The following is a 12,836-nucleotide window of genomic DNA, read 5'->3' as shown; positions in this document are numbered from 1 at the left end:
TTGGGCATCGCTGGCGCGGTCGCGGTTATCGCGGCGATGCCGGGGCCCTGTCCGCGCCGAGCGCGATCGAGACGTAGACCAGCGGCGCATTCCAGTTGATCGCGATCTCGTTGCTCGCGTAGCTGCAGAAGTGGTCGAGGTAGGACAGCGCGGGCAGCGCCGAGGGGTAGGGCACCGGGCAGCCCTTCAGGTCCTGCTGGCCGCTGTTGGCGCCACCGACGACGAAGCCGGGGATCGGTCCGGGCACGCCGTCGGCCTCCGACGGGCGGTGATGCGGGTGCATCGGCGAGCGGGCGCCGAAACCGGTCACCATCGACAGGCCCAGGGGATTGCGGCCCAGCACGTAGTCGAACAGCGCCTGCGCGCCTTGCCGATAGACGCTGCCCGCGGGAGCGGCGCGACGCCCGGCGCCGCCGGCCGCCGCACGCGAGGCCTCGAGGCGGTCGGCCTGCAGCAGCACCATCGCCTCGTTCAGCGCGATCGAGTTGCTGCCCCAGTGGAAGTCCTTGTCGTCGAGCGCGACACCCCATGCGGAGCGCTTCGTTTTCTCGACCAGCGCATCGGCCAGCGCGCGGATGCGGCGCTCGATCAACGCGCGATCGGCGGCGGCGGTCAGCCGTTCGTGATGGGTTGCGAGCGACATCCAGGCCAGCCCGCGCACGTCGCCCCAGGAGGGGACCGTCATCGTGGTCTGCCCAGGCTTCATCGCGACGTAGAACGCGTCGTCGCCGGTGGTGATGTAGAGCTCGGCGGCGGCCCACGCGAACTCGTCGTCGAGCGTGGCGTCGCCGTAGTCGCCGGTGTGGATGTCCGGCGGCTGGCGGTACACCGCGTCGGGGTGGGCCCGCGCCCAGGACCAGGCCTGCAGGGCGGCCTGGCGCATGCGCGCCGAGAGGCCGGGCCGCTGGGCCTCGAAGTCCTTGAACACGCGGCTGCCGACGGCCATGACCGCGGCGAAGTCCAGCGTCGCCGCCGTCGTCTTCTGCACGACGAGGCGCTCGCCGGAGCTCGTCGCCGCGTCCGGCATCACGACGCCGTCGAAGTTCGGATTCGTCAGCTTGTGATAAACGCCGCCGTCGTCCGGATCCTGCATCGTCAGCATCCAGTCGAGGTTCCACAAGGCCTCGTTGAGCAGGTCGGGCAGGCCGTTGCCGCTCTCGGGCAGGCCGACGGTCAACGCGCGCGTGCGCGCCGGCATCTGCTCGTAGGCGGCCAGCAGCGTGTAGACGGTGATGCCGGAATTGACGACGTACTTGTTGTAGTCGCCGGCGTCGTACCAGCCCTTGGGGCTGCTGATGACGTCGCCGGTCTGGCGCCTGGGGCCGGCGGCCGAGGCGTGGATCCGCACCTGCGTGTCGGGATGCCCGGCGGGGCGCGCGTAGGGGCCGGCCAGCGCCGGCGTGAGCGCCAGGCCCGCGCGGTTGAAGTAGAACGCCCGGATCGAGGCGGCGGCCAGCGCGTCGTAGACGCCCGCGTCGATCGTCACCGCGTCGGAGTCGGGCAGGCCCGCGACGCGCACCCGATACCGTCCCGGCCGGACCAGCGCGGAGAAGTCGGCGATCCGGACCTTGCCGCGCGACGGTGCCCACAGCGACGCGGTGCCGAGCCTACCGCTCCACACCGGCTGGCCGGTGTCGGCGTCGACGAGCTGGAAGCGCGTCGCCGCGCCGGCGGGCACGGTGGCGCGCTTGGCCGCTCCGGGCAGGTAGCCGACCTGGTTCACCGCGATGCGCGCGTCGCGTCCTTGGCGCGGGGCCTCCTGGCCCTGCGCATAGGCGGCGGTCGCGCCCACGGCGAAGATCGCGAGCCCGATCAGCATGGCCAGGATCCGGGTCCGCATCACTCGGCCTTCCAGTCCAGGGCGCTGCCGGTCTGCGGCGGGCTGCGCCGGCCGTCGACCTCGACCGTCCAGTCGTAGAGCGCGCCTTCGACGATCCGGGCGCGGTAGTCCGCGCCGCTGCGGGTCACCGTCCCGCGCGCCGCGATCGAGCCGTCCAGCGAGGCGACCGCGAAGGGCGCGGTCGCGCCGTCGTCCAGCGCGAACACCCGCAGCACCACGCCGTCGGCGTAGTCGTAATCGGGCCGTTCGGTCTGCAGGCCCCAGGGCAGCACGGTGTTGGGCGCGACATAGAGCGGCAGGCTCATGAAGTCGTGCGTCTCGCGCCGCCAGCGGCTGCCGTCGACGACCTCGCCGCTGAGCAGGTGCGTCCAGCGGCCGGCCGGCAGATAGACGTCGACCTCGCCGCTGTCGGTGAACACGGGCGCGACCAGCAGCGCGTCGCCCAGGTGGTACTGGCGGTCCAGCGTCGCGCAGGCGGGATCGTCGGGGAACTCCAGCACCGGCGCGCGCATCGTCGGCACGCCGGTCTCGCTCGCGGCGATCGCGGTCGCGTAGAGATACGGCATCAGCTGATGCTTGAGCCGCGTGAAGCGCTGCAGCACCACGCAGCTCTCCTCGTCGACGAGCCAGGGCACGCGGTAGAAGCTGCTGCCGTGCAGGCGGCTGTGCGAGGACAGCAGCCCGAACTGGATCCAGCGCTTGTAGACGGCCGGCGGCGGGTTGCCTTCGAAACCGCCGATGTCGTGGCTCCAGAACGCGAAGCCGCAGGCGGTCAGCGACAGGCCGCCGCGCAGGCTCTCGGCCATCGACTCGAAGTTGGACCAGCAGTCCCCGCCCCAGTGCACCGGGAAGCGCTGGCCCGAGGCGTAGGTGGAGCGCGCGAAGACCACGGCGTCCTCGCCCCGCACCTCGCGCAGCAGGTCGAAGACGGCCTCGTTGTACTGCAGCGCATAGAGGTTGTGCATCTCGACCGGATCGGCGCCGTCGAAGTAGACGACGTCCTTGTCGGGGATGCGCTCGCCGAAGTCGGTCTTGAAGCAGTGCACGCCCATCGCCAGCAGGCGGCGCAGGTGGCCCTGGTACCAGGCCTTGGCCGCGGGGTTGGTGAAGTCGACGATCGCCATGCCCGGCTGCCAGAGGTCGGTCTGCCACGTCAGGCCGTTCGGGCGCTTGAGGAAGTAGCCCTCGCGCACGCCTTCGGCGAACAGCGGCGAGCGCTGCGCGACGTAGGGGTTGATCCAGAGGCTGATCCTCAGGCCCCTGGCCTGCAGCCGCGCGAGCATGCCCTCGGGATCGGGGAAGCCGCGGCGGTCCCATTCGAAGTCGCACCACTGGAACTCGCGCATCCAGAAGCAGTCGAAGTGGAAGACGCTGAGCGGCAGCTCCCGGCGCGCCATCTCGTCGATGAAGTGCGTCGCGGTGGCCTCGTCGTATTGCGTCGTGAACGAGGTCGTCATCCACAGGCCGAAGGTCCAGGCCGGCGGCAGGGGAGCGCGTCCGGTCAGCTCGGTGAGGCGCGCGACGGCGGCCTTGGGCGTGGGGCCGGCGATGACGCAGTAGTCGAGCGTCTCGCCCTCGCGGCTGAACTGCACGCGGGAGGTCTTTTCCGAGGCGACCTCGAAGGACACCGGACCGGCCTCGTTGACCAGCACGCCGTAGCCGCGGCTGCTGAGGTAGAAGGGCACGCTCTTGTAGGCCTGCTCGCAGGCGGTGCCGCCGTCCTTGTTGATGTTCTCGACCGTCTGGCCGTTCTTCACCCACGGGGTGAAGCGCTCGCCCAGGCCGTAGACGTATTCGCCGACCGCCAGCGTCAGCTGTTCATGGACGTAGTTGGCCTTGCCGGCCCATTGCACGTAACCCAGCGAGCGCCAGTCGCTGCGCGTGAGGACCTTGTCCCCCTCGCGGAAGACCAGGCCGTAGCCTTCGCCCTTCTTCACGTCGACTGACAGCGGACCGGAGGTCACGGTCAGCAGCTGATCGGTCTCGGTGATCTGCAGCCGCTGGGGGTCGGCGCCGACCATGGGGACATGCAGCCTCGGCGCCTGGGAGGCGCTGAAATGCTCGACGCTGACCCGGATCACGCCGGGCAGCGGCGAACGCAGCGTCACGGTCAGCGTCGGTCCCTGCAGCGTGTCGCCGCGGTGCTTGATGGGGCGCGTGGGGACCAGCAGCACGACGCGGTCGTCGTGGATGTCCACGGCATAGGTCTCGGTGGCGTAGTGCGCCGAGACGCCCGGCTGCAGCAGCCATTGCCCGTCGGTGAACTTCATGGGGCTCCTTCTCGTTGTCCTGTCTGTCGATGGCTCTTCATTCGGATCTTCATGCGGATCTTCGCGCGGCCGCCATGCGGCCCTCGTCCGGTCGTCGTCCTGTCGTCCTCTGCCCGACGCCGTGTCAGCGCGGCGCGGGCTCCAGCGTCAGCAGCACCACGTCGTGCGTGCGCATCGGCACGGACTCGCGGTGGCGGCCGTCGCGGCCCACGCGCACCGTGCGTACGCGCTCCGGCTGGTCGACGGTCAGCGCCTGCAGCTTCGCCAGTTGCGCGGCGGACAGTGTGCCCGGTTTGCCGAGTTTCAACCAGGCGGTGTGGGCGTCGTTGGCCTCGTAGCCGGTGCGGTACTGGCGCAAGGTGTAGGTGCCGGGGGTCAGGCCTTGCCAGCGGACCGTCGCCGGTGCGAGCTTCGCGGCCGGACGCACCGCGCCGAAGAAGGGGCGGTTGCTGACGGCCTGGTCCGGCAGCCGCCAGTCCCAGACCAGCGCGGCGACCTTGGCGCCGTCGACCGCGGCGAGCGCGCCGGCGTCGACGAGCGGGATCTCGCGGCCGCGCAGCTGTCCGAGGTACTTGTAGGCGAAGAACGCCGGCTTGCGCACGCCTTCGCGCGTGAGCAGGCCGAAACCGCCGTGGAACGGCGCCGGCGGCGGGCCGGCCTCCTCGAACAGGTCGCTGTAGGTCCAGTAGCTCATCGCCTGGGCCAGGCCGCGCGTGAGGCGCAGCTTCTCGAGGATGTAGGGCGCGCTGAGGTAGTCGTCGTGGATCGGGTCGCGCGGGTTGTAGCTGGCGCTCCACTCGGTGATGTAGAGCGGCAGCCCGGGGAAGGGCGAGGCCTCGATCTCCGCGCGCACCCGCGTCACGTCGCCGACGATCGCGTCGGGCGAGCGCGACAGCTTGTTGTCGTCCTGGCCGAACTCGTCGAGGAAACCGCCGTCCACGCCGTAGGTGTGCGTGGTGACGAAGTCGACCGGCACGCCCTTGTCCTTGCAGAACGCGAGGAAGGGCACGACCCAGTCGGCCCCGGCCGTCGACGGGCCGCCGACCTTCAACTGCGGATCGACCGCCTTCAGCGCGCGGGCGCTGCGGGCATAGAGGTCGAAGTAGGCGGCCTGGTCGGCGCGTTCCCAGAAGCCGGCGAGGTTGGGTTCGTTCCAGACCTCGAAGGGCCAGCGCCGCACCTCCTCGGCCCCGTAACGCGCGATCAGGTGGCGCGCGAAGGCGTCGACCAGCGCGGTCCACGCCTCGGCCTGCGGATGCGAGGTGTTGCCCTTCCAGTAGAAGATCGTCTGCGGCGAGGTCGCCATCGCGTCCGGCGTGAAGCCGAGCTCGACGAAGGGCCGGATGCCCTTGGCCAGCAGGCCGTCGTAGAGCGTGTCGATGCGGCTGAAGTCGAAGCGCAGGCGGCCGTCGGCGTCCTTCGTGACGGTCTTCAGCGCGTCGTGGAAGATCGCGTGGAAACGCACCGTGCGGAAGCCGAGCTCGTCGGCGACCGTCTTGAGCTGCGCCTGGCTGTCGTCGCGGATCAGGGTGCCGGGGAAGTCGGCGCCGACGGCGTAGTCGAAGCTGCGATCCACCGGCTGGGCGGCCCGCTGGACGTCCACGTCGATGCTGCGGCCGGGTCTGGCAGTCGGGCCGGCGCTCCAGGCGGCGACCGGCGCCAGCGCGAGGGCCAGCGCGGCCATCTTACGTCTCGAAAGCTTGGGGGACATGGGGAAGGGCGCTCCGTGGAAAGGATCAGGCGGCCAGGCCGCGATAGCGGAAACGGCGGAAGCGCACCTCGCCGGTCCCAGCGCTGAACAGCGCCAGCTTCAGGCTGAGGAAGCCGCCGAAGACGTTGTGGTGGAAGCCGGAGACCTCCATCTGCCAGGGATGCTGCGTCCACGCCCGGCCGTCCGGCGAGGTATGGAAGCTCACGATGTTCTCGCGGTTCGTGACCCGCAGGTGCAGGACGCGCGGGCCGGAGGCGGCCGGCAGCGGCTGGCGCATCCACGCGATCTCCTGGCCGTAGTTGTAGGTGAGCATCTCCCGCGCGCTCGCGCCGATGCCGGCAAAGCAGCGGCCGTCGTAGAACAGCGCCAGGCCGCCGTGCGCGTCGCCGGGGATCTCCATCTCGACGCTCGCTTCATAGCGGCGGTCGCCGACCAGGCAGGTCAGCGGCGAGCAGTCCGCGAGCGAGGTCCCCTTGGCCTTCAGCACCAGCGCGCGGTCCCGCCGCGAGACGCGCGCGGCGTCCCGGGCGTCGGGCGCGAAGAGGGTCCACTGCACCCCCATCCGGTCGGTCTCGAAGTCGTCGGACAGGTCGAAGCCGGCGGGGGAGGGCCGGCCGCCCCGGGGCTTGGGCAGCGGCCGCGCGAGCGTGCCGCCGCGCGCCTCCAGCCAGCCGTCCTTCGTCCATGCCACGGGCTCCAGCAAGGTCTGCCGGCCCAGGGTGCGCATGCCGTTCTCGTAGCCGTGATAGATCATCCACCAGTCCCCGCCGGGGCCCTCGACGACGCTGGCATGGCCGCGCGACCACCAGGGCTCGTCGGCGCTCTGCGTGCGCACGATCGGATTGTGGGGACTGTCCTCCCAGGGGCCGTGGATCGAGCGCGATCGCGCCAGTGTCACCATGTGGCTGGTCGGCGGGCCCGAGGTGCCGCCCACCGCGGCGATCAGATAGAACCACTCGCCGCGGCGCAGGAGCTTCGGACCTTCCGGCGCGAACATCTCCACGACCCAGTCCTGGGGGTATTGCCACGGCGCATAGGCGGGCTCGAGCGCACCGACCGTCGACAGGCCGTCGTCGCTGAGCCGGATCCGGCGCACGCCGTTGACGAAGAGGTAGCGCCGGCCGTCCTCGCCGACGGCGTGGCCGGGATCGATGCAGCCGGTCAGGCCCAGGTCGACGGGCTCGCTCCACGGACCGCGGATGTCGTCGGCATGGATGACGTAGATCCGCGAGCCGTCGTCCTGCATGGCAGGGATGTAGAGGAAATAGCGGCCGTCGTGCTTCACCAGGTCCATGGCCCAGACGGCGCCGATCGGTCGATGCAGCGCGGCGGTCACCGGCGCCCAGTTGACGAGGTCCGTCGAATGCCAGATCACCGCGCCCGGATACGAGGTGAACGAGGAGAAGGTCAGGTAGTAGTCGCTGCCGTCCTTGAGGACGGTCGGATCGGGACGGTCGCCCGGAACGATCGGGTTGCGGTAATGGCCGTTGCCCAGGTCGGCCTTGCGCTGGCCCTCGCGGCCCTGCCCGAAGACCGGCGCGGCGGCGGCCGGCATGGCGGTCAGTCCCGCCGTGGCCGAGGCGAGCGTCGCCTGGACGGCGGCTCGTCGGGTGAACGTCAACATGGGTCGTGTCTCCTTGCCGCCTGTCGCCTCGAAGGCGATCTGTCGATCGCGGCACCGGCTCATGTTAGTTCGAGCGCTGTACGAATTAATGAGAGCTAACCCGGAGACCGGGCGCGCCGGTTTTCTCCTGTTTTTCCCCGTTTTCTCCCCCTCACTTGAGGCCACCCCTCCGCGATCCTTTCGCGATACGCTGCCCGGAGTGCATGCGGCAAAGGATCCCTGTGAGTCGACTGCAAGGCCAAGGGCACGCGTCCCTCCTGACGGGCCTGTTCCTGGCATCGGTCCTGTCCCTCCCGCCGTCCCCGGCGCTCGCGCTGGATCCGCCCCTGCAGATCACGCAATACGCGCACACGTCCTGGACGGCGCGGGACGGGGCCCTGCTGGGCCTGGTCTTCGCCATGGCCCAGACGCCGGACGGTTATCTGTGGGTCGCGGGGTCCTTCGGCCTGTTCCGATTCGACGGCCTGCGCTTCGTTCCCTGGAAGCCGCCGAAGGGCCAGGCGCTGCCAGACAATCCCTATGCCCTGCTGGTGTCCCGCGACGGCACGCTGTGGATCGGCACCTTCAACGGCCTGGCCAGCTGGAACGGCCAGGCATTGACCCAGTATCCGCAGACCGAAGGCTTCGTGACCTCGCTGCTCGAAGACAGCAGCGGAACGATCTGGGCCGGGCTGCTCGCGAACCCTGGGCGGCTTTGCTCGGTCCGCGACGGACAGGCGCGATGCACGACGCAGGACGGTGGATTCGGAGCGTTCGTCTGGAGCCTGGCGGAGGACGGCGCCGGGACCCTGTGGGCGGGCGCGGAATCCGGCCTCTGGCGGTGGCAGCCCGGCGCCCCCCGGCGATTCGAGACCCCCGGGATGCGCGTGGGCGACTTGAGCACGACCACCGACGGCCAGTTGCTGATCGGCATCCGCGGCGCGGGGCTCAAGCGGATCGTGGACGACCAGCTGGTGGACTATCCGATGCGAAGCGTCCTCAGGCAGGAGGAGCCGATCGCCGACCGCGACATCAAGTCCAACAAGCTGCTGCGGGACCGCGACGGCGGTCTCTGGATCGGCACCGAGGGCCGGGGCATCCTCCATGAGCGGGCGGGCAGGGTGGACACCTTCACCCGGGCGGAGGGTCTCTCGGGCAACATCGCCTGCAGCCTGTTCCAGGATCGGGAGGGCAACATCTGGTTCGGCAGCGAGAAGGGCGTGGACCGTTTTCGCAAGCTCCCGATCACCACCCTCTCCACGCAACAGGGGCTGCCCAACGAGGGGACGAAATCCGTGCTGGCCACGACGGACGGCAGCGTCTGGGTCGCCACCAACGATGGACTGGCCCGGTGGAAGGACGCCAGACCCACGGTCTACAAGGAGCGCGACGGGCTGCCGGATCCGAAGGTGCAGTCCCTGTACGAGGACGTGGACGGACGGCTCTGGGTCAGCACGGGCGGCGGACTCGCCTACCTGGAGAAGGACCGTTTCGTCGCCATCCCCGGCGTGCCCGCCAAGGAGATCTACTCCATCACCGGGGACGAGGCGGGCAACCTCTGGCTGTCGGGCGACAAGGGTCTGACACGCCTGCACCAGGGCCGGTTCGTCGAGAACATGCCATGGACCGCGCTCGGCCGGCGGCAACAGGCCAAGGTCGTCGTGGCCGATCGAGGCGGCGTCTGGCTGGCCTTCTGGCAGGACGGCGGCGTCCTGTACGTCAAGGACGGGAAGATCCAGGCGACCTACACGTCCGCGCAAGGGCTTGGCGCGGGCCACGTCGCGGGTCTGCGCATCGATGCCGACGGCGCGTTGTGGGCGGCCACGGAGGAGGGCGGCCTCAGCCGGATCCAGGACGGCCGCGTCACGACGCTCACGGTGGGCAACGGCCTGCCCTGCAACACGATCCACTGGTCGCTGTCGGACGACCACGGATCGCTGTGGATGTATGCGGCCTGCGGGCTCGTCCGGGTGCTGAAGGACGATCTGGCCGCCTGGGTGGCCGACCCGACCCGCAAGATCGCCGCCAAGGTCTGGGGCGCCACGGACGGCGTCCCGCTGCTGGCCTTCTCGCCGGCCTACTTCAACCCGCCGGTGGCGAAGGCCCGGGACGGCAGGTTCTGGTTCGTGTCGGGGGCGGACGTGCACGTGGTCGACCCCGATCACCTGCCCATCAATCCGCTGCCGCCACCGGTGCACATCGTGACGCTCGTGGCCGATCAGACCCCCCATGAGGTCAAGGACGGGCTTCGTCTGCCTCCGCTGATCCGCGACATCACGATCGACTTCGTCGCGCTGAGTCTCGTCGATCCGACGAACACCCGCTTCCACTACCGGCTGGAGGGACACGACGACGACTGGCAGGAAGCCTTCGACAGGCGCCAGGCCACCTACACGAACCTGGCGCCGGGCAGCTATCGCTTCCATGTGAAGGCGTCCAACAACAGCGGCGTCTGGAATGAGGAGGGCGCGCAGTTGGCGTTCTCGATCCAGCCGGCCTTCTATCAGACGACCTGGTTCCGCGTGGCCGCCGCGGCCGTGCTCGTCGCCCTGGCCTGGGCCGGCTTCCAGGCCTGGCTTCACATGCGCATCCGGCGCCTGCATCAGCAGTTCGAAGCGACGCTGGAGGCGCGCGTGGCCGAACGCACCAGCATCGCCCGCGACCTGCACGACACCCTGTTGCAGCGCTTCAACGGCCTGCTGTTGCAGTTCCAGGCCGCGTTCAACCTCCTGCCCGATCGCCCGCGTGAATCGAAGCAGGTCCTCGCGGGCGCCATCGACCAGGTGGCCGAGGCGATCACGGAAGGCCGCGACACCGTGCAAGGCTTGCGCACGTCGGCCCAGGAGAAGAACGACCTGCCGGACGCCTTGCGCGCGCTGGCGCAGGAGCTTGCGAACGAGGACGGTCACATGGCGTCGTCGCGGGTCGAGGCGCGGGTCGAGGCGCGGGTCGACGTGGAGGTCAAGGTGCAAGGCTCGCCGCGGTCGCTGCATCCGCTCGTGCGCGCCGAGACCTTCCGCATCGCCGGCGAGGCGATGCGAAACGCCGTCCACCACGCCGATGCCGGACGGGTCGACGTGGAGATCGACTACGACGCGCGGGAGTTGCGCGTGCGGGTACGCGACGACGGCAAGGGGATCGACCCGGAGGTGCTGCGCATGGGGGAGAAGCAAGGGCACTACGGCTTGAACGGCATGCGCGAGCGCGCCGCGCTGGTCGGCGGCAGGCTCGAGGTTCGCAGCAGCCCCGACGCGGGCACGGAGGTGGTGTTCAGCACCCCCGCATCGCGGGCGTATAGTCCTGTCACATCGGCACGGTCGTGGCTCCATCACAAGAAGTTCTCGCCCAACGAGGTCGGCGAATGACCGAAGATCTGACGCGCATCCAGGTGCTCTGTGTCGACGATCATCCGATCGTGCGGCAAGGCATTGCGACACTGCTTTCCGTCGAGTCGGACATGACCCTCGTGGCGGAAGCGTCGAACGGCCGCGAGGCGATCCAGCAGTTCCGGACACACCGGCCGGACGTCACGCTCATGGACCTGCAGATGCCCGGGATGGGCGGTCTCGACGCCATCGCCGCGATCCGGGCCGAGTTCCCCGACGCCCGGATCATCGTGCTCACCACCTTTGCCGACGACGCCCAGGCGCAGCGCGCGCTGCAGTCCGGCGCCCGGGGCTACCTGCTGAAGAACGCCCTGCACAAGGAGCTGCTCGACGCCATCCGCGCCGTGCATGCCGGCCGCATGGCGCTGCCTTCCGAAGCCTCGTTCGAGCTGGCCGGGCAGGTCACGGACGAGGCGCTCACCCCGGCCGAGATCAGCGTCCTGCGATTCATCGCGCAGGGCAACGCCTACCAGGAGATTGCCTCGGCGCTCGGCCTCAGCGAAGCGACGGTCGAAGGGCAGGTGCAAAGCATCCTGTCGAAGCTCGACGCCCAGGATCGCGCGCAGGCCGACAGGACCGAGCTCGATCGCGGGATGCTCCAGACCGAGCGGGCCGCCCGGCATGCGGCCGAGGCCGCCAACCGCGCCAAGAGCGAGTTCCTCGCCGGCATGAGCCACGAGTTGCGCACGCCGCTGAACGGTGTTCTCGGCTACGCGCAACTGCTGAGCATGGAAGGGGGCCTCAGCGCCCGTCAGGCGCGCGGGCTGGACACGATCCACCAGAGCGGCCTGCACCTGCTGGCGCTGATCAACGACATCCTCGACCTGGCGCGCATCGAGGCCGGCCACACGGCGTCGAATCCGGCGCCGGTGAACCTGTCCGACGCGCTGCGGCGCGTGGTGAACCTGATGCGGGTGAAGGCGGACGAGAAGCGCCTGGCGTTCCAGTTCGACGCCGGGACGGGCCTGCCGGCGGGCGTGCTCGTCGACGAGCGCCGGCTGCGCCAGGTGTTGCTCAACCTGCTGGGCAATGCGATCAAGTTCACCGACAGCGGCACGGTCTGCTTGCGTGCCTCCGCCGAGCCGAGGAACGCCGCGCACGTGCTGCTGCGACTGGAGGTGGAGGACACCGGCGTCGGCATGCGACCGGAGGACCTGGGACGCATCTTCGAGCCCTTCGTGCAGGTGGGCGACGCGCGGCATCGCACCGGCGGCAGCGGTCTGGGCCTGGCGATCACGCGAGCGCTGGTGAACGACATGGGCGGGCAGATGCAGGTCAGCAGCGTCTTCGGCAGCGGCACGCGTTTCTGCGTGGAGCTGCCGTTGCCCACGGCGGAGGCCCCGGCGCAGGACGCGCCCCACACGACGCCCGGCGTGCCGCGTTACCTGGGTGCGCCGAGGCGGGTACTGGTGGTCGACGACGTGGAGGGGAACCGCACGCTGATGTGCGATTTCCTCACGAACGCCGGATTTGAAGTGGCGCAGGCGGCCGACGGCGACGAACTGGCGGTGGCCGCGACGCGCTTCCGGCCGGACCTGATCCTGATCGACAGCCTGATGCCGTCGATGGACGGCATGGAGGCCACGCGCCGGCTGCGTCGGGATGCCGATCTGTCGACGGTGCCCGTGATCGCGATTTCGGCCTCGGCCACGGCCGAACACCGCGCCGCCTGCCTGCAGGCCGGCGTGAACGTGTTCCTGACCAAGCCGGTGTCCCTGAAGGAACTGCAGGTCCACATCGGCGAACAGCTCGGTCTGCAGTGGATCGAGGCGCCGACGGGCGCGGGCTGACGGCCGGCGTGCCGTCGCGTCCGGCGGCGGCGCTGTTCATTCGCGGTTCATGTTCGACTCATGGCGGGTTCATGAGGGATTTCCAGAATCGATGGTGCGCCAGGGACAGCCTGTTCCCGGCGCGGCACCTCACGGTGCCCGTACTCAACGACCGATCTGGAGTTTCCTCACATGACCGTTTCCGCCCGTCACCGCGACGCCACCGATGTCCGCCCCGCTTCGGGCCGCGTGCCGCG

At 70.0% G+C, this 12,836-nt stretch carries 6 protein-coding genes; 2 read left to right on the top strand and 4 right to left on the bottom strand.

Translation table 11 applies throughout. The features are described from left to right. Nucleotides 1–25: 25 nt before the first annotated feature. The 4 genes from AC07PR_RS01845 to AC07PR_RS01830 all read right to left on the bottom strand — a co-directional run bounded on the left by AC07PR_RS01845 (nt 26) and on the right by AC07PR_RS01830 (nt 7,445). Nucleotides 26–1,840 (bottom strand): glycoside hydrolase family 9 protein, encoded by a 1,815-nt coding sequence (locus AC07PR_RS01845; RefSeq protein ID WP_495134187.1) that lies wholly within the window; start codon nt 1,838–1,840, stop codon nt 26–28. Then, on the bottom strand, nt 1,840–4,110 hold the full coding sequence (yicI, locus tag AC07PR_RS01840; protein ID WP_495134186.1) for an alpha-xylosidase: 2,271 nt from the start codon (nt 4,108–4,110) through the stop codon (nt 1,840–1,842). Before yicI ends, AC07PR_RS01845 begins: the two co-directional genes overlap by 1 nt. 124 nt (nt 4,111–4,234) lie before the next feature. Next, the gene (locus AC07PR_RS01835; RefSeq protein WP_495134185.1) at nt 4,235–5,794 is read right to left on the bottom strand and encodes a GH39 family glycosyl hydrolase; all 1,560 of its coding nucleotides are present in this window, start codon (nt 5,792–5,794) and stop codon (nt 4,235–4,237) included. A gap of 52 nt (nt 5,795–5,846) precedes the next feature. Beyond that, nucleotides 5,847–7,445, bottom strand: a complete 1,599-nt coding sequence (locus tag AC07PR_RS01830) for a family 43 glycosylhydrolase (RefSeq protein ID WP_495134184.1) — start codon at nt 7,443–7,445, stop codon at nt 5,847–5,849. Between the two features lie 221 nt (nt 7,446–7,666). Here AC07PR_RS01830 and AC07PR_RS01825 point away from each other — a divergent pair, with 221 nt between their 5' ends. Next, nucleotides 7,667–10,789, top strand: coding sequence for a sensor histidine kinase (locus tag AC07PR_RS01825; protein ID WP_495134183.1), 3,123 nt, complete (start codon nt 7,667–7,669; stop codon nt 10,787–10,789). Then, nucleotides 10,786–12,600, top strand: a complete 1,815-nt coding sequence (locus AC07PR_RS01820) for a response regulator (protein WP_495134182.1) — start codon at nt 10,786–10,788, stop codon at nt 12,598–12,600. Before AC07PR_RS01825 ends, AC07PR_RS01820 begins: the two co-directional genes overlap by 4 nt. Nucleotides 12,601–12,836: the final 236 nt, after the last annotated feature.

Source organism: Roseateles sp. GW821-FHT09H11 (assembly GCF_059415845.1).
This window is presented reverse-complemented; position numbering and strand designations above follow the sequence as displayed.

Excerpts from the sequence above, each read along its gene's own strand:
- AC07PR_RS01845 (WP_495134187.1), bottom strand. The coding sequence starts at position 1,840 with ATGCGGACCCGGATCCTGGCCATGCTGATCGGGCTCGCGATCTTCGCC.
- yicI (WP_495134186.1), bottom strand. The coding sequence starts at position 4,110 with ATGAAGTTCACCGACGGGCAATGGCTGCTGCAGCCGGGCGTCTCGGCG.
- AC07PR_RS01835 (WP_495134185.1), bottom strand. The coding sequence starts at position 5,794 with ATGGCCGCGCTGGCCCTCGCGCTGGCGCCGGTCGCCGCCTGGAGCGCC.
- AC07PR_RS01830 (WP_495134184.1), bottom strand. The coding sequence starts at position 7,445 with ATGTTGACGTTCACCCGACGAGCCGCCGTCCAGGCGACGCTCGCCTCG.
- AC07PR_RS01820 (WP_495134182.1), top strand. The coding sequence starts at position 10,786 with ATGACCGAAGATCTGACGCGCATCCAGGTGCTCTGTGTCGACGATCAT.